This window comes from Hymenobacter aranciens, assembly GCF_030580865.1.
Lineage (GTDB): Bacteria > Bacteroidota > Bacteroidia > Cytophagales > Hymenobacteraceae > Hymenobacter > Hymenobacter aranciens.
Genome location: NZ_JAUQSY010000002.1, coordinates 502,513 through 523,678, shown reverse-complemented (window position 1 = coordinate 523,678; position 21,166 = coordinate 502,513). Strand labels below are relative to the sequence as shown.

Here is a 21,166-nt window from a genome sequence, read left to right as displayed (position 1 = left end):
TAAGCAGTAACAACAACGGCCCGCGACATTGTCGCGGGCCGTTGTTGTTACTGCTTAGCTAAGCTCAAGTGCGCTGTAGTGCTGCTATTCGCCCTGGTGCCACTCGCCTTCGTCCTCGCCCTGCCAGTACTTGATGCGCAGGGCCTGCACCCGTACCAGCACGATGCCCGGCGTGTTGATGCCGTCCGGAAACCACTGCTTGAGCTCGGGCAGCCAGTGCCGGGCCAGGGTGGCCTTGTGACGGATGAGCGTGGCCGTACCATTAACGGATAGGAAGAGTTGCTTCGCGCCCTGAAAGCTGAGGCTGACGTGCGGGTTCTCGCTGATGTCGCGCACAGTGCGCGATTCCTCGAAGGTGAAATAATAGGAGTTGCCGTCGTATTCCACGTCGCCGTTGTTGCTCATGGGGCGGGTGCTGAGCTGGCCGCGGCTGGTGTGGGTGGTGAGCATGGTCAGGTCGAGCTTCGCCATTTTGGCGGCGATGTCTTTCAGGGTTTTGGAAGCCATAGGGTGGGGAAGGAGTGAGGGAGCAGTACGCGGCGGGCGGCGCGGCAGTTGCCGGAGCGCCCGCCGGTCTGGAGAGCGAAGTCGTTTTAGCCTCCGCCGCCGGCCTTGCAACGGTCAGCACAGCGCCGTGTCGTTGGCCCGAACTGCTGCGAACAGCCTGGGTGCGCAACCGGCCAGGCAGCCTTTTTTCTCTGCAACCTAATGAAACACTTCGGACTATTATTACCGGCCCTCTGGGGGCTGGGCGGCTGCTTATTGCCCACGGCCAGCGTGGCCCAGACCGGCGCCGTGCGCGGCACCTTGCTCGACGGGAAAACCCGCGAGCCGCTGCCCTTTGCCACCGTGGCCCTCTACCATGCCGGGGCCACCGACAGTAGCCTCGCCACCGGCGGCCAGACGCTGGAAAATGGCACCTTCACGTTCGATAAGCTGGGCTTGGGCTCCTATACCTTGCGGGCCTCGGCGCTGGGCCACGCGCCGCTGCGGCGGCCTTTCACGCTCACGGCGGCCGCGCCAACGGCCGCGCTGGGGCCGCTGCTGCTGGCCCCGGCCGCTACCGACCTGGCCGAAGTAACCGTGCAGGGCCAGCGCGACCCGGTGGTGAACGGGCTGGACAAGAAGGTTATCAACGTGGCCAAGGACCTCACCAGCGTGGGCGGCACCGCGGTGAACGTGCTCCAGAACATCCCCTCCGTGACGGTGGACCAGGGCGGGCAGGTGAGCTTGCGCGGCACTTCCAACGTCACCATTTACATCGACGGCAAGCCGACCGGCGCGGCCGGCGGCGGCCGCGCCACCCGCCTCGACCAGATTCCGGCCTCGCGCATCGAAACGGTGGAGGTGATGACCAACCCCTCGGCCAAGTACGACGCCGAGGGCGGCGGGGGCATCATCAACATCGTGCTCAAAAAGCAGCGCGACGACGGCGTGAACGGCAGCGTGAGTGCCAACGCCGGCACCGGCGACAAGTACAACACTTCCCTGAGCCTCAACCGCCGCAAGGGCAAGCTCAACGTCTTTCTGAGCTACGATTGGCTGGAGGAAACCTATGACCGCCGCACCCTGGTGCGCCAGACGGCCACCAGCGCCGAGAGTACTGGCCCGCGCTTCGCCCGCATCAGTACGCTGACGGACCAACTGGCCGACGGCTCCAACGGCAACACCACCCATGCCGGCCGCCTGGGCTTCGACTACGCTTTCTCGGACCAGCACAGCCTGACCGTGGCCCTGCAGCCCAGCTACAACCGGAACCGCAACCCCGAAGACCTGCGCACCAATCTCACCACTACCTACGCCTACCGCGAGCCCGGCCGCGCCGACTCGGTGAGCGCCGCCCCGCTGCGGGCCACCAACCTGGTGGCCTCGAAGTACCCGGCCATCGACTACACCCTCGACTACCGCCGCACCTGGGCCGACAAGCCGCGCCGCGAGCTGACCTTCGGGGCCGTGTACTCGCCGCTGACCGGCCAGCAGGTGCTGCGTCAACGCCAAAACGAGGGCCAGCCGCGGGAGCTGCTCCAGCAGCAGGATATCCATTTCACCATCAACCAGGGCGCGGCGCAGCTCGACCACGTCTATCCGCTGGGGGAGAAGGGCCGCCTCGACGCGGGCCTGAAAAGCACCTACCGCCACACCGATGGCACCTTTGATTTCACCCGCGAAGAGGACGGCGTGACGGTGCGCGATGCTAGCCGCTCGAACAGCTACCTGTTTGATGAGTACGTGCAGGCAGGCTACGTGCAGTACCAGAACGAGACGGCCCGCAAGCTCTCGGTGCAGGCCGGGCTGCGGGTGGAAACCACCACCTTGCGCGGCCTGCTGCGCACCACCGGCGAGCAGTTTCCGCAGGATTACGTCAACTTCTTTCCCTCGGCCACGCTCAGCCAAGTGCTGCCCCACGACCAGGAATTGCAGCTGAGCTTCTCGCGGCGCATCAACCGGCCCGACGTGCCGCTGCTGCTGCCCTTCGCCAACTACTCGGACCCCCGCAACTACCGGGTGGGTAACGTGCGTCTGCGTCCCGAAAACGTGAATGCCCTGGAGCTGACCTACCAACTCAGCTGGGGCCGGGCCTCGCTCACCAGCACGGCCTTCTACCGCCTCATCCAGAACCAGATTCAGCGCTACCGCTCCATCGACGACTCGGCCTCGGTGGGCACCGGCTACGTCGTCACGCGCAACACGCTCGTCAACATCGGCCACAACGAAACTTACGGCCTGGAGCTGAACCTCAGCCAGCCCCTCACCAAGTGGTGGCGCCTGCTGGCCAACGCTTCGGCCTACCGCAACCGCGTGAGCGCCACTACCGGCACCGAGGCCGACCTGCAAAACTTTGCCTACACGGCCCGCCTCAACACCACCCTCAGCCCCCACAAAAAGCTCGACATCCAGCTCACCAGCACCTTCAACTCGGCCGCCGTGACGCCGCAGGGCCGCATCCGCCCCATCTACTTCACCGACGTGGCGGCCAGCCTGCGCGTGCTGCACGAGCGCGGCACCATCACGGCCCGGGTGTCCGACGTGTTCAACACCAACCGCCTGCTGTTCCGCTCCTACGCCGTGGGCTACGAGGCCGACTTCGACTCGAAGCGCGAGACGCGGGTGGCCTGGCTGGGCTTCAACTACCGCTTCGGCAACGAGCAGCAGCGCCGGGCGCCGCTGTCGCGCGGCGGCGGCAGCATCGGTGGGTAGGGGCGAGGGGGACACTCGAAACTACGTCGGCGGGTCAGGTAGTTGCCGGAATGTAGGCGGGTTGCCACAACCCCGGCCGGCTCGTTGGCGTAGGTGCGAACACTATTTCTTCCTGTCTTTATCCAATGCCGTTCGCTACCGGGCTTCCCATTTACTTTGAAAACCCCGCCGGGCGCGTGCTCGAGCACCCTAATGGCTACGCCGTGTTTGTGTACGCGCCCGGCAAGCGGGTGCTCACCGAATTGCAGGCTCTGCTCACCCACACGGCCCAACTGCTGAACCGCCGCAACTGGTCCCGCATCCTGGCCGACCAGCGCCACATGACGCCCCTCACGGAGGAAGAAAGCAAGTGGATACTGGAGTACTGGCTCGACCCCGCCAACCAGCGCCCGCAGGGCATCTACTCGGCCATTCTGCTGGCCGAAGACGTGTTTGCCCGCCTGAGCGTCAGCCAGCTGATGCAGGATGCGCAGGCCTCCGCCCTCACCTACCACTTGTTTGATAACGAGCCTGAAGCTTCGGCCTGGCTGCAGAAGCAGCACTGAGTTGCTGGCAGAATATAATCAAAAAGCCTCGCCTGATTCGGCGGGGCTTTTTCGTAACGTTGGCTGACACCGGCCTTTGGCCCACGCTACGAGGCAGCGTCACCGTCGCCCCTCCCCATCGGATTCCGTAGCTTTACCGAGCCCTTCCTTCCCGAATCCTGCTGCCATGTCTGCTACCGTTGATTTCACCGCTTTTGCTCCCATCGACGACCTGTTTCGGGAGCTGCTGGCCGTGTCGCTCACCGGCGTGATTCTTTACACGCCGATGTGTGACGCGGCGGGGGAGGAGATAATCGACTTCAAATTTGAGTACCTCAACCCGGCGGCCCAGCGCATGATGCGGATGCCGGAGCGGCCCACGCTCACCCACCACGGGCAGTGGCCGCACAGCCGCGAGCACGGCACCTTCGACTTTCACGTCGATGCCTACGTGACGGGCGAGCCCCGCGCTTACAACATCAACTACCAGGCCGACGGCTACGACAACTACTACTGCCTGGCTGCCCGCCGGGTGGGCGATGCCCTGCTGGTGAGCTTCACCGACACCGCCGACCAGCCCCGCTCGCCCGTGGAGCTGGCTTTGCGCGCCAGCCAGGCCGCCGAAAAAGCCGCCCGCGCCGATGCCGAAGGCCAGCGCCAGCGCTTCTACGAGGTGCTGATGCAGCTGCCCGCCCACGTAGCGCTGCACGAGGGGCCCGAGCAGCGGTTTACGCTCGTCAACCCGCACTACCAGCGCCTGGCCCCGGGGCGCAATCTGGTGGGGCAGCCCATCCGGGAGGCCTGGCCCGAGCTGGTCGACCAGGGCATTCTCGACGTGCTCGACCGCGTATATGAAACCGGCGAGCCCTTCGTGGCCAATGCCCTGCCGGTGCGGGCCGACTTCACCCGCACCGGTCGGCTGGAGCAGGTGTATTACAACTTCTTTTTCCTGGCCTTGCGCGACGCGGAAGGGCAGATAAACGGGGTGCTGAACTTCTCCTACGACGTGACCGACCTGGTGCGCGCCCGCCAGCAGGTGGAGCAGCTCAACCAGGACCTGGAGGCCCGTGTGGCCGAGCGCAGCGCCGAGCTGGTGGCCACGGCCCAGCGCCAGGCACACGAGCGCGAAGCCTTCTACCAGATATTCGAGCAAACCCCCGCCCTCATTGCCCTGCTGCGGGAGCCGGGGCACCGCTACGAGTACGTCAACCCGGCCTACCAGGCGCTGTTTCCCGGCCGCCGGCTGCGGGGCCTCGATGCGGCCGACGCCGTACCCGAGCTGGCCGCCCAGGGCTTCGTGGCGCTGCTCGACCAAGTGTACCAGACCGGCGACACGTACTACGGTGCCGAGCAGGCCTTTAGCTGGGCGCCCGTCGAGGGCGAGCCGCCGCGCACGTACTACTTCAACTTCACTTACCAAGCCTACCGGGAGGCGGGCGAAATCGCGGGCGTTTCCATCTTCGCCTTCGACGTGACCGCGCCGGTGCTGGCCCGCCAGCGCTAGGAGCGCGAGCGGCTGGAGCTGGAGCAGCTGTTTATGCAGGCCCCCGCGCCTATCGTCATTCTCGACGGCCCCGAGCTGGTGTTTCAGCTGGTGAACCCGGCCTACCAGCGCATTTTCCCGGGCCGCGAGCTGCTCAATAAGCCCTTACTGGAGGCCCTGCCGGAGCTGGCCGACACGCCCATCCCGGGGTTTTTCCGCCGGGTGTACGAAACCGGCGAGCCGGTAGTGATGCAGGAAATGACGCTCATGATGGCCCGCCACGAGGGCCAGCCGCTGGAGGAAATCTACTGGACCTTCACTTACCAGGCCCGCCGCGATGCGCACGGCGTCATCGACGGCGTGCGCGTGTTTGCCCACGACATTACCGAGCAGGTGCGCACCCGCGAGGCGGTGGCCGCCAGCGCCCGGCAGGCCCAGGCCCTGGCCGAGCAGCTTTCGGCCACCAACCAGCAGCTCACTCGCGTGAATGTGGACCTCGACACGTTCATCTACACCGCCAGCCACGACCTCAAGGCTCCCATCACCAACATCGAGGGCCTGGTGCAAACCCTGCTCACCGAGCTGCCCATCCTCGACCCCGCCAGCGAAGTGCCCTTCATCCTGAGCCTCATGCAGGACTCGGTGGAGCGCTTCGCCCGCACCATCGAGCACCTCACCGACGTGAGCAAGCTGCACAAGGCCTTCGACGAGCCCAGCTACCCCGTGCCGCTGGCGGCCGTCGTGGAAGACGTGCGCCTCGACCTGGCCCCGCTGCTGCGCGACACCGGCGGCCGCCTCCTGGTGGACGTGCAGGCCGTGCCCACCGTCACGTTCTCCGAGAAAAACCTGCGCTCGGTAGTCTTCAACCTGCTCAGCAACGCCCTCAAATACCGCCACCCCGACCGCTCACCCGTGGTGCAGCTGCGCGCCCTCCCCGAGGGCGCCTACGTGGTGCTCGAAGTGCAGGACAACGGCCTGGGCCTCGACCTGAGCCGCGAAAACCAGCTCTTCGCCATGTTTCAGCGCCTGCACAGCCACGTGCCCGGCTCCGGCGTGGGCCTCTATATGGTGAAGCGCCTGGTGGAAAACGCTGGCGGGCGCATCACGGTGCGCAGCACCGTGGGCGAGGGCTCGACGTTTGCGGTGTATCTGCCGGGGTAAACCTCACCCCCTGACCCCCTCTCCAAAAAAGAGGGGGCACCGGTTTTGCGCTGGCGTCAGGCTCCCCCGCTCCGCGGGAGAGGGGGCTGGGGGGGAGATGCCCTCGCAAGCACAAAAAAAGCCCTCTCCGGTGAGAGAGGGCTTGTTGAGGGGAATTGTATTTCTCCGGGGCTCCAGATTGGGAAGGTGGCGGGGAGCTCCCATGTAGGTCCAATGTCGGTGCGGGGAAGGGCTTTGGCGAAATTGGATAAAACCGGGGCAGTAGGCTATAGGGTGCGCTGCTCGGTGGTGACGTTGCCGGGGTTGTCGTGGGCGGTGACGGTGATTTTGTCGCCGGTGAGGCTGACGTTTTTGGCGGTGGCGGTGTAGCGGAAGGTGTAGCCGTCGGGGTCGGCGAGGGCGTCGCCTTGTTCGACGATGGAGCCGTCGGGGTTCTGGATGAGGACGTGGATGTGAGAGATGGCGAAATCGTCGGTGGCCTGGATGGTGATGCGGTCGCCGATTTGGCCGCTGTAGGCGGTGAAGTCGACGCTGGTGATATTGGGGGCGTTGAGGAAATCGGCTACGGCGACGGCGTAGCCGGACTGGATGGTGGTATCGGTGCCGGTGGCGTAGGCGGCTTTCTGGGCGGGGTCTTGCTGGGTGGCGCGCCCGTAGAAGGCGGCTTGCTGGAAGCGCTGGCGGGTGGCCAGGGTACCGGCCGAGGGGGCCTTGGTGGAGGGGCGGGGCGCATCGCCGACGGTGACGCTGCCGTTGGCGTTCTGGCGGAACACGAGGCCGGACACTTTGCCGGAGATGCCCTGGGTGAGGGCGTTGGTGGCTTTAGCCATGGTAGTAAGGAGTTTGAATGATGAGATTTGGCGGCATATTTACGAAGAAGTTTTGAAATTATTATGCGAGGGGGTAAAAAAAGCCCCGCTAGTGGGCGGGGCTTTGAGTTTATTCTTCTTCTGGGAGTGGCTTGGCATTGGCCCAGCTTTCGAATACTTCCCGGGTTATATCGACGCTGGTGCCGTCGAGGAGGCGGATTTTGTAGGGTGGGTGGTATTGGGGTTGGATGCGGGACCAGTCTAAATCCAGGAAACGAGCGCCGAGTTCGCGGTATTGGCGACTCATTGTATCGGCTGGCGATTTCAACTCGTCTGAGTTATTTGAGTTACTCAAACATGAGATGAGACGTAGGGTAAATCTTTCAAAATCATTTAAGCTCTCTCTGTCTTTACGAGAAGATTGGATGGCTAAATTTAGAATAGGATGGTTTCTGTTGGATGTCCGACAAATAGCATGAACTGAAAGGAAAGATTGTAAGCTTTCTGAGTAATTGATAGCTGCAAGATTTTCATGATAGTCTACCATCAATATGTTTTCGGCAGGTGTGGTATTTGGCGATGTAGGTGATAGGAGACGTAAAACCACCTTATTGTTAAGTGTGTCTAAAGTCGCTAATAGAATAACGAAAAAATTGAGTCTGGTATTAATATGAAATGGACTTGGTTGGGCTATTCCATCACGTTCCTCTTGTGCGTCCCACATACCCCAATCTGTAATGCCAGCGTAGGTGCCGATGTACTTTGCATCAGTAGTACACAAGATGAAGTCCTGTTGCATATCATCTTCCTGTTCTTGGGTAAGTTCTACTATTTCCAGTAGGCCTAAGTCCGCAACTGGTCGCCATTCAGGCGTTTTATCAGGACCCAAAACAGGAAAAGAAAGATGCTCCCAACATTTACCTAGGCGCATCCATTGAAAAGGAGAATAGAACCGAGTGTAGATAAGCCCTAGTTGCCAGAATAACTCAGGTTTAAAACGGGCTTGTATATCTTGAGCTACTATCTCCCAAATCCGTCCCTCAGCCATATTAACATAGTTCGCTATTGCACCCCAACGACCGTTACGTGTTGAAAAACCGTAGCTCACAGGAGCTTGGCGAGCAGGCGTTAGCGGAGGCTTGACGTTCCCTCTTATGTCAAGAAGAAAGACAGTGTTAAAGGAGCCGACATAATGTGTGCCTGCATTAAATCGATTGCTAGGCATGCCACGAGGTAACAAATCCTCGCGCCCTCCACGTCCTGTGACTAATATGCCATCTAAAGCAATGGGAGAATTATCGTGGCTTGAAGACACTGTATTGTAATTTCTTTGCAAGCTTTCTTTCTCCTTGTCTTCTTCTTGAAGCTGAAATGTAGGCTGGTCATAATATTCTTTGTCTGCTTTTTCCCAGCATGCCTCTTCGTTTGCTAAAACGTACTCTCCTTTATCATCAACTAAGAAGCTAGCACGTAAAACTCCGCTCAGCATTGAATTAAGTTCGCTAAAATCCTGCTCTAAGGTTTTAAACATTTTGAGCCCTAGTATTTCAGGAAGTGTATGAGAAATTGCAGGAACGGAAGGGATAGAAACTGTTGCTGCAATGTTTTCAACAGTACAGTTAGCTTTTATTGCAAACTCAGTTGCTAGTGCATAGTTCTTCAAAATAGGAATCAATCGTACTATGTCCTCTTGAGTGTCCATAAAACGTGGCTTCTTCCTGCCAGTAATAGTAATTGTTGTACCTATCGGTTGATTTGCATCACCCGAACGCAGAACGACAATTCCACCGAGGCCATTAATTTCGACAATCAAAGGTTCGTCGTGGCCTTGGCCTAGTCCCTTGTCGCGGCGGGTTTGGATAACGATGTGGTCGCCCAGCATGAAGCAGGACATGAAACCAATGCCGAATTGGGCGCAGGGGTCAAAATCAACACCAGCGGCGCGGAGGCCGATGCGCTCCTGCTCGAAGAGAGGGGAGCGGTAGTAGCTGCGGCCCGCTTTGGTTAGAAAGTTGAGGATGATGTCGCGGTTCATACCGACGCCGTTGTCGATGCAGTGCAGGACTTCGTGGCCGTGGGCATCTACTTCGTGAAGCATCTGCACTTCGCCTAATTGCCAGTCGAGGCCGTCGCGCTGGAAAAGGGCTTTGCGGTGGCGGAGGGCATCGAGCGAGTTCTGCAGTAGCTCGCGCACGCAGAGCGAGGGCGAGCCATACAGCTTGTCGGTCATGAGCAGCTTGACTACTTCATCGCGGGAGAGGGAAAACTCTAAATCGTGGTAGATGTAGGCGTTGTCCTTGGGCTTGATGCGGGAGCGGTCGGTTTTGATGGGCAGGTCGAGCCGGTAGTGGGCGGCCCGCTGGGGAAACTCGCGGACGCGTTGAGTGGCGTTTTGGAGCTCCTCATCGATGTAGTCCATGAAGCGGTTGGCGGCGCGCTCGTAGGCGGGGTGCTCGCATTCCATAGTAAATTGGACGGCATCGGGGCTGATGGTCCAGCCGACGACGGCGCGGTGCTTGGCCCATTCGGTGAGGCTGATGGGGGAGCGGAGGTCGATGCTGCGGTAGAGGGAATCGGGGGTACGCTCGCGGTCGAAGTCGAGGATGTCGGCGAGGCGCAGTATCAGGGCCAGGTAGACCAGATTGACGGAGTAGACGCCGATGCGCTCATCGACCCGGAAGCCGTTGGCTTCGGTGAGGGCGGGGACGGGGCCGACGTGGGATTCGCAGAGCCGGGCCAGGGCATCGGTGAGGCTGGCGCCTTGGACTAGCAGGCGTGGGTCGGAGCCGTAATTGGTGCGGAGCAACTGCGCCGAGCGTTGGCCGTGGGTGATGCGGAGATAATCGGAAAGCATGGCGCTGAGCAAATCGGCTTCAACGCGTCGGCAGGTTTCTTTTTCTCTTTCGTCAATAGTGGGGTCGTTGAGCTGGCGGCGGACGGCTTCGAGGTTGGGATGGTCGAGGGCCCAGTTTTGGCGGTGCAGAACGAAGGCGGGGTCGGGGTTGGGGCTGTCTTCGCGCCAGCGGGCAAACTCGGTGGCATCGGGCACCATGCCTTGGTCGTGGAAGTGGGCGGCCAGGATGAGCAGGGTGATTTCGACGGGATTGAGGGCCTGCAAGACTTCGGCGGGCATAACCAGGGCCATTAGCTCGGTTACGCGCAATAGGTGGACTTCATCGTGGAGCGTGTATTGCGGGTGCAGCGAGGGGAAGCTGCGCATGCGGTTGCTGACTTCGGCGCAGAGGGTGGCTACATTGCTGGCCAGGATGCTGGCATCGTTTACTCCAGTTGCGGGGAAGCCGGTATTGAGGCGTTGCCAGAGGATGGTGTGCTGAACGTTGTATGGGGCCGGGTTCATAGTGGTAGGCGGAGAGCAACTGGAATGATAGTGCAATGTATGGGCTTCTGGTCATTGCATAGCATCTGACGGGATTACTTACTGCGACTGATGCGTAAGAAGTGGATAGGAGTGAGGGCGCCGGCGAAAACCTTACGTCCCCACCCAATACCTTTGCCCCGCCGCCTTCACCCCCGGCCCCCTACATGATTCGCACCGTAATTTTCGACATGGACGGCGTCATCATCGACACCGAGCCCGTCCATCGCCAGGCTTTTTTCACCTTGTTTGCCGAGCTGGGCATCACCGTGAGCGATGCCGAATACGCGACCACCCTGGGCAAATCGACGCGCAACGTGTTCGAGAAGCTCAAGGCCGATTACCAGCTGCCGCAGTCCATTGACGAGCTGCTGCGGCGGAAGCGCGAGCTGTTCACCGCCGCCTTCGACCAGGATGCCGGGCTCGACCTGCTGCCCGGCGCCCGGGCGCTGATTGAGGACCTGCGGGCGCACAACGTGCCGCTGGTAGTGGCCTCATCGGCCTCGAAGGGCACGATTGGAATGGTGTTCGAGCGATTCGGGCTGTATCCGTACTTCGGACACCTCGTCAGCGGGGAGGATTTCCCGCAGTCGAAGCCCGACCCGGCCATCTTTCTGCGCGCCGCCGAACTGGCCGCCACGCCGCCCGCCGAGTGCCTGGTCATCGAAGACTCGGCCAACGGCGTGGCCGCCGCCAAAGCCGCCGGCATGTACTGCGTAGGCTACCAGAGCGAGCACTCCGAGGGGCAGGATTTGCACCGCGCCGACCGGGTTATCCGGCATTTTAACGAGCTGACGGCGGCCGGTATTCTGGCTATTTAGCTAGGGTAGAGCTGCTGGGCTGCTGGCGCGCGTCTCCGACGCGTGCCGACTGGCTCGGCGTCTCCAGACGCCCCGGTCGCGCCGCCTGCGTCGGTCGTTCTATGTAACGAGCCAGAGGCTCGAACCCAGTCGGCACGCGTCGGAGACGCGCGCCAGCGGGGCCAGCGGGATAGGAGCGAAAGAACAGGTGGTTGGTGCAGTTGCCGCCGAATGCAGCTGTGAGACGCGGATGTATTACTTTTGTCTTACCGCACGGTTTTCCCACCTCGCCACACGGCTGCCCCCTGAAAAGGTGAAGCCCCGGCTCGTGGAACAGCCAGGGCTTCGTAGAAGAAGGTGGATTAGCACCTAACTTCTCGGTCTATGAGTAAGAAACGTGCGGCGAAGATACGGCCTAAATCCGTACTTCGCAAATCTATACCACCGGAAGCCCCAAAAGGTTTCGGGTGGTGGCTGATACTGGAGCTGGTTAAGGCGGCAATTGCCGCCGCGGCCCGCCACTGGGTAAGCTAAGGGGTTTCAAGGCATCGGGCCGTCGGGCCCGGTGCCTTGTTTTTTTTTACACAAAGCGCAGAAGTGGTTCAAAACCGCGCCAGCTCATCTGTTTCAAACGGCCATTCTGGCGTCAGCACCTGCACCTCTTCAGGCTCGACCTTGAACCAGGCGCTGCGCTCGGTGCGCAGCAGGTGAATACTCTGGGCGGGCATGTAGCTTTGGGCCAGCAGCATGAATTTCTCGTGGGTCACGGGGTTTTCGGCCACATCCACCACCAGCACGGCGTGGCCGGGCGCGCCGCCGTGGATGAGCACGTCGCCGGGCTGCACCTGGGCCAGGGGCACCCGCCGCAGCTCGCGGCTCAGCGAGAGCGTGCCCGCGTAGCCAAAGGTGGGGAGGAGGTAACGGGCCAGGGCCGCGTGGGTGGGCGCCTCGGCGGGTTTGGGCGTGGGCAGCACGGTTTCGCCCTTCACTTTGAAGGTTTTGCCCGCCACGTAGTCCGAAAACCAGAAGTCGTAGCCGGTGGTGAGGTGGAAGTGGATTTTGTTGGGGTCCTGGCTGAAGAGGTACTCGGCCCGCAGGCGGATGACGGCGTCGGCGCACTGCTGCAGGTCGGTTTTGCCCACGTCGATGTTCACCACGGCGGCCACCACTTCCTGCCGGCTTTTCAGCGTGCCATCGAAGTGGCGGGCCTTGGTGCCGGCCGGCAGCAGCGGCAGCCAGCGCAGCCACTCGCCCCAGGAGCCGGGGGCCACCGCCACGCGCCGGCAGCCGGCCGGGGGCGGGAAGCGGGCCAGCGGGCTGAGCGTGGCCGGGCCCGCCTCCGGCAGCCAGGGGTAGGTGAGGGCCGTTGGGCGGGTAAGAACGGCGGGTGGGGGAGTGGCCGCGGCGGCCAGCAGGTTCGCCAGCAGCAGAGCGGGAAATAGTAAGCGACGCATGACAGTGAGAGTTGGAATTGCTAAAGTAAGCGAATGGAACTGGCTCAAAATAACAAAGCCCGCACGGGGCGGGCTTCGTTATACAATTAGCTTTAATAAGCAGCTTACGCTTTCTTCGCCGTGGCCTTTTTAGCGGCCGGCTTCTTGGTCGCCGCTGTGGCCTTTTTCGCCGTCGGCTTCTTGGCCGTAGCGGCTTTGGCGGCCTTTTTCGTCGGCGCGTCGGTGTCCTTCTCGGCCTTGGCCGGCTCGGCTTTCTTGCCGAAGCGTCCGCCCTTCGCCGGCTTGTCCGGCGTGGCGGCGGCCAGCTCCAGGCAGCGTTCCAGCGTCAATTCTGCGGGCTCTTCGCCTTTCGGAATCTTCACGTTTTTCTTGCCCACCACGATGTAGGGGCCGAAGCGGCCGTTGAGCACCTGCACGTCGGCGTTTTCGGGGAAATCCTTAATCAGACGCTCCGCATCGGTTTTGCGCTTTGTTTCGATGAGGACGATGCCCTCCTCGGCGGTGATGGTGTGCGGGTCCTGCTCCTTGGTGAGCGAGTAAAACTTGCTGTCGTGCCGGATATACGGCCCGAAGCGGCCCAGGGCCGCCGTCATGTCCTTGCCCTCGAACTCGCCCACCACGCGGGGCAGCTTGAAGAGGTCCAGTGCTTCTTCCAGCGTAATGCTCTCGATAAACTGGCCCTTGCGCAGGTTGGCGTAGGCCGGCTTGGTTTCGCCCTCGGCCTCGCCGAGCTGCACGTAGGGGCCGTAGCGGCCCAGGCGGGCCAGAATTTTCTCGCCCGTCTCGGGGTGGTTGCCGATTTCGCGGGTGCTGCCCAGGGTGCTGCGCTCGATGTCCTGCCCGGCCTCCACGGTGGCGTGGAATTTATCGTAGAAGCCCGTCAGCATGTGCGTCCAGTTTTCATTGCCGTTGGCAATCTGGTCAAACTCATCCTCTACCTTGGCCGTGAACTGGTAATCTACCACCGTCGGGAAGTGCTCCACCAAGAAGTCATTCACTACCATGGCCGTATCGGTCGGGAACATCTTGGCTTTCTCCGCCCCGTAGTTCTCGGTTTTTACCTCCGTCTGCACGTTATTGCCCGCCAGCTCCAGCACGTGGAACTTGCGCTCCTTGCCCTCGCGGGTGTCCTTTTCCACGTAGCCGCGCTTCTGGATGGTGCTGATAGTCGGCGCGTAGGTCGAAGGCCGGCCGATGCCCATTTCCTCCAGCTTTTTCACCAGCGCGGCTTCGGTGTAACGGGCCGGCGGGGCCGAAAATCGCTCGGTGGCCGTCAGCTTTTGCAGGGGCAGGGCCTGGCCCACGCTCAGTGGCGGCAGGCCGCGCGAGAAGCTGCTTTCGCCGCTGGCGGCGCTGTCGTCCTCCTCGTCTTCGTCCTTGCTCTCGGCGTACACTTTCAGGAAGCCCTCGAAGGTAATGACCTCACCGGTAGCCGTAAATGACGTGCCCGGCTGCGTGCTGATGCCAATGACGGCCGTGGTGCGCTCCACCGTGGCCTCGGCCATCTGCGAAGCCAGGGCCCGCTTGCGGATGAGGTCGTAAAGGCGCTGCTCCTGGGCATCCGAACCGGCTTTCACGGCGGCGAAGTCGGTAGGGCGGATGGCTTCGTGGGCCTCCTGTGCGCTGGCCGACTTGGTTTTGAACGTGCGGGTGTGGGCGTATTCGGCGCCGAACGAAGCCGTAATCACGCGCTCGGCCCCGGCCAGCGCCTCCTGCGAGAGGTTCACCGAGTCGGTTCGCATGTAGCTGATTTTACCGGCTTCATAGAGCTTCTGGGCCACGCTCATCGTCTGGGCCACCGAGAAGCCCAGCTTGCGCGAGGCTTCCTGCTGCAGGGTTGAAGTCGTGAAGGGGGCAGCGGGGCTGCGCTTCCCCGGCTTCTTGTCCAGGCTTTCAATCTGATACGAAGCGCCTGCGCAGCGGGCCAGGAAAGCCTGGGCCTCGTCGCGGGTTTTGAAGCGCGTAGGCAGCTCGGCTTCCAGCACCGCGCCACGCCCGGCATCGAAGCGGGCCACCACGCGGTAGGCGCTGACGCTGAGGAAGTGGCTTACTTCCCGCTCGCGCTCCACCACTAGGCGCACGGCCACGCTTTGCACCCGGCCCGCGCTCAGGCCGGCTTTCACCTTTTTCCAGAGCACCGGGCTCAGCTCGAAGCCCACGAGGCGGTCGAGCACGCGGCGGGCCTGCTGGGCATTCACCAGGTCGATGTTGATTTCGCGCGGGTTCGCGATGGCATTCAGGATGGCCGGCTTCGTGATTTCGCGGAACACGATGCGGCGCGTTTTCTCCTGCTTCAGGTTCAGCGTTTCGGCCAGATGCCACGAGATGGCCTCGCCCTCGCGGTCATCGTCACTCGCCAACCACACGGTTTCGGCTTCCTTGGCCAGCTTTTTTAGCTGCGAAATCAATTCCTTTTTATCGGCCGAAACGACGTAGGTCGGCTTAAAACCGTTGGCAATGTCGACGGCATTGTTGTCCTTGGGCAGGTCGCGGACGTGGCCGTAGCTCGACCGCACCACGAAGTCGGCGCCGAGGTAGCCCTCAATGGTTTTGGCCTTGGCCGGCGACTCGACAATTACTAAATTCTTGACCATGTGGGTGGGTAAAGGTGGGGCAACCGGTGGAAAATGGGGTGTAGAAACAACGGCGGCCCCGCCCGAAAAGTTGGAAACCGCCGCAAAGATGCCGCAAGAATGCCCAGCAACAAGCCCGGTGAGCTATAATTTGGCAGAGCCAGGGGCTCAACTACCGTGCCGCGCCAATAAGTTCGGCGCGGCCGAACCGGGCGCCTACCTTTGCGTATTCCGGCCAAAGAAACGTACTTTCGTCCTCGCTTTCCCACTCCTTCCTGCCGATTTCGCTCCTATTTATATTATGGCCAAAGCTAAACCCACCGCAGCTACCGCCGCCGAACCCGGCACGCTAGATGCCCCATCCGCTACCACTGCCGGGAGCGGCGGTGCGTCGTCCGGGGCTAATATGGTTGTGGATACCATCCGTACCTCCAGCGACCAGACCCGCAAGCGCGGCAGCTCGCGCGGCTCGGAGGATTCGCAGGACCCTGGCTACATCAATGAGCAGCTCAACCGCGTGCTGTTCGCCCTCGATGCCTTTAAGAAAGGCGACGTGTCGGTGCGCCTCACCAAGCAGAACGACGACATCTTCGCCGAAATCGCCGAGGCCTACAACTCGATGGTGGACATGATTGCCGGGGTGGGCGGCGAGGTGTCGCGCATCTCGAAAGTAGCCGGGGTGGAAGGCAACCTGAAAGCCCGCGCCTCGGCCGACAACGCCGCCGGCTTCTGGCGCGACATGGTGAACAACATCAACGGCCTCGTCGACAGCATCGCCGTGCCGGTACTCGAAGTAAGCAAGGTGTTGAAAAACATCAGCCGCGGGAATCTGGACGAAAGCTTTCAGATTCCGGTGTCGGGCGACTTCAAACTGATGGCCGAAACCATCAACAAAACGATTGACAACCTCAATATCTTCGCCGGCGAGGTAACCCGCGTGGCGCAGGAAGTAGGTACGGAAGGAAAACTCGGCGGCCAGGCATCGGTGCCAAACGTAGGCGGCATCTGGAAAGACCTGACCGACAACGTAAATAACATGGCCTCGAACCTGACCATTCAGGTGCGGGACATTGCCAACGTAGCCACCGCCGTAGCCAAGGGCGACTTGTCGCAGAAAATCACGGTAGACGTAAAAGGGGAGTTCCTGCAGCTGAAGCAGAACCTGAACCAGATGGTGGACTCGCTGAACCTCTTCGCCGGCGAAGTAACCCGCGTGGCCCAGGAAGTAGGTACCGAGGGCCGCCTCGGCGGCCAGGCCGTGGTGCCGAACGTGGCCGGCGTGTGGAAGGACCTGACCGACAACGTAAACTACATGGCCTCGAACCTGACTTCGCAGGTGCGGGACATTGCCAACGTAGCCACCGCCGTAGCCAAGGGCGACCTGTCGCAGAAAGTAACCGTTGACGTAAAAGGCGAACTGCTCCAGCTAAAGCAGAACCTGAACCAAATGGTGGACTCGCTGAACCTGTTTGCCGGTGAGGTAACCCGCGTGGCCCAGGAAGTGGGCACCGAAGGCAAGCTCGGCGGCCAGGCCGTGGTGCCGAACGTGGCCGGCGTGTGGAAGGACCTGACCGACAACGTAAACTACATGGCTTCCAACCTGACTTCGCAGGTGCGGGACATTGCCAACGTAGCCACGGCCGTAGCCAAGGGCGACCTGACGCAGAAAGTAACCGTTGACGTAAAAGGCGAGTTTTTGCAGCTGAAGCAGAACCTGAACCAGATGGTGGACTCGCTGAACCTGTTCGCCGGCGAGGTAACCCGCGTGGCCCAGGAAGTAGGCACCGAAGGCAAGCTCGGCGGCCAAGCCTCTGTGCCGAACGTGGCCGGTGTGTGGAAAGCCTTGACGGATAACGTAAACGACATGGCCGCGGCCCTCACCTCGCAGGTGCGGGACATTGCCAACGTGGCCACGGCCGTGGCCCGCGGCGACCTGAGCCAGAAGATGACGGTGAACGTGAAGGGCGAAATCCTGGAGCTCAAGAACATCCTCAACCAGATGGTGGACTCGCTCAACATCTTCGGTGACGAAGTAACCCGCGTGGCCCGCGAAGTGGGTACCGAAGGTAAGCTGGGCGGCCAGGCCGTGGTGCCCCGCGTCGGCGGCACCTGGAAGGAGCTGACGGACAACGTAAACACGATGGCGTCGAACCTGACCTCGCAGGTGCGGGACATTGCCAACGTGGCCACGGCCGTATCGAAAGGCGACTTGTCGCAGAAAATCACCGTCGATGTAAAAGGCGAGCTGCTCGACCTCAAGGACAACCTCAACCAGATGGTGGACTCGCTCAACATCTTCGCCGGCGAGGTAACCCGTGTGGCCCGCGAAGTGGGTACCGAGGGTATCTTGGGCGGCCAGGCCAACGTGCCCCGCGTATCGGGTACCTGGAAAGACTTGACGGACAACGTAAACACGATGGCGTCGAACCTGACTTCGCAGGTACGGGACATTGCTAACGTGGCAACAGCGGTAGCTAAAGGCGACCTTTCGCAGAAAATCACGGTAAACGTGCGCGGCGAGCTGCTGCAGCTCAAAGAAAACCTCAACGAAATGGTGGACTCGCTCAACCTTTTCGGCGACGAGGTAACCCGCGTGGCCCGCGAAGTGGGTACCGAAGGTAAGCTGGGCGGCCAAGCCACCGTGCCGGGCGTGCGCGGCACCTGGAAAGATTTGACGGACAACGTAAACACGATGGCGTCGAACCTGACCTCGCAGGTGCGGGACATTGCCAACGTGGCCACGGCCGTATCGAAAGGCGACTTGTCGCAGAAAATCACCGTCGATGTAAAAGGCGAGCTGCTCGACCTCAAGGACAACCTCAACCAGATGGTGGACTCGCTCAACATCTTCGCCAACGAGGTAACCCGCGTGGCTCTCGAAGTGGGCACCGAAGGTAAGCTGGGCGGCCAGGCCGCCGTGCCCGGCGTGGCTGGCGTGTGGAAAGACCTTACCGACAACGTAAACACGATGGCCGCCAACCTCACCACGCAGGTGCGGGGCCTGGTAAAAGTAGTAACGGCCGTATCGCAGGGTGACTTGACGCAGAAGCTGACACTGCAGGCCAAGGGCGAAGTGGCCGAGCTGGCCGAAACCATCAACCGAATGGTGGACGACTTGAACCGCCTCGCCGTGGAAGTAAGCCGCGTGGCCCGCGTAGCCGGGGCCGAGGGCAAGCTCACCGAGCGCGCCACGGTAGGCGGCGTATCGGGCTCATGGAAAGAGCTGGTGGACACGCTCAACGCCCTGCTCGAATCCATCGCCTCGCCGGTGCTCGAAGTGGCCCGCGTGGTGCGCGCCATCTCTGAAGGCGACCTGACGCAGTACGTGGAAGTGCCCACCGCCGGCGACATCCTGGCCATGGCCAGCGCCCTGAACCTGGCCGTAGACAACCTCAACGAGCTGCTCGGCGAAATCAACGATTCCTCGCAGATTGTGGGAACTTCGTCGGAAGAAATGGCCGGCAAAGGTCAGGAAATGAGCCGCGTGACCGTTGATGTGGCCCTAGCCATGCAGCAGATGGCCGAAGGCGCCCAAAACCAGGCTCTCAAGACTGACCAGGCCTTCCGCCTCATCGAGGAAATCATGCAGGCCACCAAGGAAACGGCCAACAAGGCCGACATCGCCGCCAAGGCGGCTATCCTCGGAGAGCAAACCTCGCAGCTCGGTCTGAAAACGGTGGCCGAAGTGGTGAAAAATATGGAGGAAATCTCCAGCGCCGCCGTGCAGACCTCGCGCACTATCGAAGTACTGAGTACCCGCTCGCAGGAAATCAGCAAGTCCCTGGGCGTGATTACCGACATTGCCTCGCAAACCAACCTGCTGGCTCTGAACGCCGCCATCGAAGCGGCCCGCGCCGGCGAGGCCGGCCGCGGCTTCGCCGTAGTAGCCGAGGAAATCCGCAAGCTGGCCGAAGGCTCCCGCAAATCGGCCAACGAGATTGCCACGCTGGTAGAAGACGTGCGGAAGGATACGACCAGCGCCGCTACCGCCATCAGCACCATGGAAGTGCGGGTGTCGAATGGTAAAAATGCCACCTTCGAGGCCAGCTCGGCCTTTAAGAACATTGCTACCAGCTCGGGCGAAACGGTGCGCACGGCCCGCGACATCCTCTCGGCCACCGAGGTGCAGAAATCGACCATCGGCGACGTAGTAAAGTACGTGGAGGAAGTGGTAGCCATTGCCGAGCAGACCGCTACCGGCACCCAGCAGGTAGCCGGAACGGCCAAGCAGCTCTCCACCGCCATGCAGGAGCTGACCACCAGTTCGCAGCGCCTCACCGACATTGCCGACGACCTCCAGGCCGGCCTCGAAACCTTCCAGCTCAGCAGCTACGAGCCCGAGCCGCAGCCGGTGCAGCCCACGCGCCGCGTGCCGCTGAGCCGGGCCGGCAGCAACCAGCCAGGGGCGACGCCGGCACCTGCGCCGGAGCACCTGCGCCGCCGCATGCGCCCGCAGCAGGAAGAAACGCCAGTAGCAGCCGCTGGCCGTCGTCAGGGCGGGGCCATTGCCCGCGCCAGCCGCGACGCCGCTCAGGCCGCCGAAACGGTTGCCACTACCGACCGCACGGAACGCTCAGTAGCGCCGCGCCGCCGTCCTGGCGCGCCTGCCGAAGCCGAAGCTACCGTGCCCGCTACCAACGGCCGCAGCAAGCCCGCCGCGAAAGCTCCTACCAAAGGGAAAGGCTCTACTTCTAAAGCCAGTAAATAAGTAAGCTGTTTCAACTGCTTGACTTATCAATTCTTATAGTATGCCTGAATCTGGAGCAATTACTTCTTCCCGCAATGAGCGCGCCACGCCAGTAGCGCTGGTGCAGCTCATTGTGTTCCGTCTCGGCGACGAGGATTACGGCATTCGCATCGAGCAGGTGAAGGAGGTAACCGTGACCCCGGAAGTGGCCCGCATGCCCAAGACGCCGCCCTTCATCAAAGGCATCGCTAACCTGCGCGGCGACATCATCGCCATCCTCGATTTAGAGGAGCGGTTTCGGCTGCGCAAGGCGGGCCGGCCCCTGCCTGAGCACAGCTATACCATTGCTGTAGAGGCTGCCGACTACACGCTGGGCCTGGTGGTGCGCGAGGTGCCCCGGCCCCTCACGCTGCCCCTGAGTCAGATTGAGCCGACGCCCGAGTTTGTGCAGGATGCCAACTCCCACGAGAAGTACCTCGAGGGCATTGCCAAGCTGCCCGACGGCGTCATTATTGTATTGGATATGCGCAAGTTGCTCTCGCCAAGTGAAGTAATGCGTTTACCCGGCAAACCGGCATCTTAAAGGTGGCAATGCCGTACAAGCTCAGGCACGCACAATCGGCGTTGTTTTTTCTAAAAATTTCACGTTTTTCTTCTAATGAATAAGCGCATTCTCATCGTCGACGACTCCTTTTACATGCGGACGATGCTCAAAAACATGCTCACCGACGCTGGCTACGAGGTAGTGGGCGAAGCCGCCAATGGCGCCCAGGCCGTGGAAATGGCCAACGCCACCACCCCCGACCTGATTACGCTCGACGTCATTCTGCCCGACAACACCGGGCTGGACGTGCTCAAGAGCATCCGTCAAACCCAGCCCAATGCCAAAGTGGTAATGTGCAGCGCAGTTGGCCAGGAGGTTATCGTAAACGAAGCCATTGAAAGCGGCGCGCTGGCTTACATCGTGAAGCCGTTCTCGGAAGAGAAAGTGCTGGAGATTGTGGGCGCTGCCCTGCAGGATAACTCCACCGAAACTGCCGCCTAAGGTGTCACTCCGCTACTCCATATCGGCCCGCGTCAGCCTCCGCCCGGAGGCCTGGC

13 protein-coding genes are annotated in these 21,166 nt (G+C 61.7%); 8 read left to right on the top strand and 5 right to left on the bottom strand.

The genetic code is table 11. From position 1 onward, the window contains the following. Positions 1-84 precede the first annotated feature (84 nt). Complete coding sequence (locus tag Q5H93_RS04370; RefSeq protein ID WP_305005271.1) at positions 85-507, bottom strand: pyridoxamine 5'-phosphate oxidase family protein; 423 nt, start codon at positions 505-507, stop codon at positions 85-87. Positions 508-708: 201 nt separating this feature from the next. Here Q5H93_RS04370 and Q5H93_RS04365 point away from each other — a divergent pair, with 201 nt between their 5' ends. The 4 genes from Q5H93_RS04365 (at position 709) to Q5H93_RS04350 (ending at position 6,366) form a co-directional block, all read left to right on the top strand. After that, complete coding sequence (locus tag Q5H93_RS04365) at positions 709-3,198, top strand: TonB-dependent receptor (protein WP_305005270.1); 2,490 nt, start codon at positions 709-711, stop codon at positions 3,196-3,198. 125 nt (positions 3,199-3,323) lie between these two features. After that, positions 3,324-3,743 (top strand): hypothetical protein, encoded by a 420-nt coding sequence (locus tag Q5H93_RS04360; RefSeq protein WP_305005269.1) that lies wholly within the window; start codon positions 3,324-3,326, stop codon positions 3,741-3,743. 166 nt (positions 3,744-3,909) lie between these two features. Continuing rightward, positions 3,910-5,226: a PAS domain-containing protein gene (locus Q5H93_RS04355; protein ID WP_305005268.1), complete on the top strand. Its 1,317-nt coding sequence runs from the start codon at positions 3,910-3,912 to the stop codon at positions 5,224-5,226. Positions 5,227-5,238: 12 nt separating this feature from the next. Next, complete coding sequence (locus Q5H93_RS04350; RefSeq protein ID WP_369810982.1) at positions 5,239-6,366, top strand: sensor histidine kinase; 1,128 nt, start codon at positions 5,239-5,241, stop codon at positions 6,364-6,366. 266 nt (positions 6,367-6,632) lie between these two features. Here the strand turns inward: Q5H93_RS04350 and Q5H93_RS04345 are convergent, their stop codons facing one another. Then, positions 6,633-7,196, bottom strand: coding sequence for a hypothetical protein (locus Q5H93_RS04345; protein WP_305005267.1), 564 nt, complete (start codon positions 7,194-7,196; stop codon positions 6,633-6,635). Positions 7,197-7,305: 109 nt separating this feature from the next. After that, the gene (locus tag Q5H93_RS04340) at positions 7,306-10,533 is read right to left on the bottom strand and encodes an HD domain-containing protein (RefSeq protein WP_305005266.1); all 3,228 of its coding nucleotides are present in this window, start codon (positions 10,531-10,533) and stop codon (positions 7,306-7,308) included. A 185-nt stretch (positions 10,534-10,718) separates the two neighbouring features. Here Q5H93_RS04340 and Q5H93_RS04335 point away from each other — a divergent pair, with 185 nt between their 5' ends. Beyond that, positions 10,719-11,372, top strand: coding sequence for an HAD family hydrolase (locus tag Q5H93_RS04335; protein WP_305005265.1), 654 nt, complete (start codon positions 10,719-10,721; stop codon positions 11,370-11,372). 581 nt (positions 11,373-11,953) lie between these two features. Here Q5H93_RS04335 and Q5H93_RS04330 read toward each other — a convergent pair. Both Q5H93_RS04330 and topA read right to left on the bottom strand, forming a co-directional pair. Further along, on the bottom strand, positions 11,954-12,805 hold the full coding sequence (locus Q5H93_RS04330) for a DUF4846 domain-containing protein (protein WP_305005264.1): 852 nt from the start codon (positions 12,803-12,805) through the stop codon (positions 11,954-11,956). A 104-nt stretch (positions 12,806-12,909) separates the two neighbouring features. Continuing rightward, positions 12,910-15,399: a type I DNA topoisomerase gene (topA, locus tag Q5H93_RS04325; protein WP_305005263.1), complete on the bottom strand. Its 2,490-nt coding sequence runs from the start codon at positions 15,397-15,399 to the stop codon at positions 12,910-12,912. 280 nt (positions 15,400-15,679) lie between these two features. Here topA and Q5H93_RS04320 point away from each other — a divergent pair, with 280 nt between their 5' ends. The 3 genes from Q5H93_RS04320 (at position 15,680) to Q5H93_RS04310 (ending at position 21,110) form a co-directional block, all read left to right on the top strand. After that, positions 15,680-20,086, top strand: coding sequence for a HAMP domain-containing protein (locus Q5H93_RS04320; protein ID WP_305005262.1), 4,407 nt, complete (start codon positions 15,680-15,682; stop codon positions 20,084-20,086). Positions 20,087-20,126: 40 nt separating this feature from the next. Continuing rightward, a complete protein-coding gene (locus Q5H93_RS04315; RefSeq protein WP_305005261.1) occupies positions 20,127-20,648 on the top strand; it encodes a chemotaxis protein CheW in 522 nt (173 codons plus the stop codon). Positions 20,649-20,723: 75 nt separating this feature from the next. Then, the gene (locus tag Q5H93_RS04310; RefSeq protein WP_305005260.1) at positions 20,724-21,110 is read left to right on the top strand and encodes a response regulator; all 387 of its coding nucleotides are present in this window, start codon (positions 20,724-20,726) and stop codon (positions 21,108-21,110) included. Positions 21,111-21,166 lie beyond the last annotated feature (56 nt).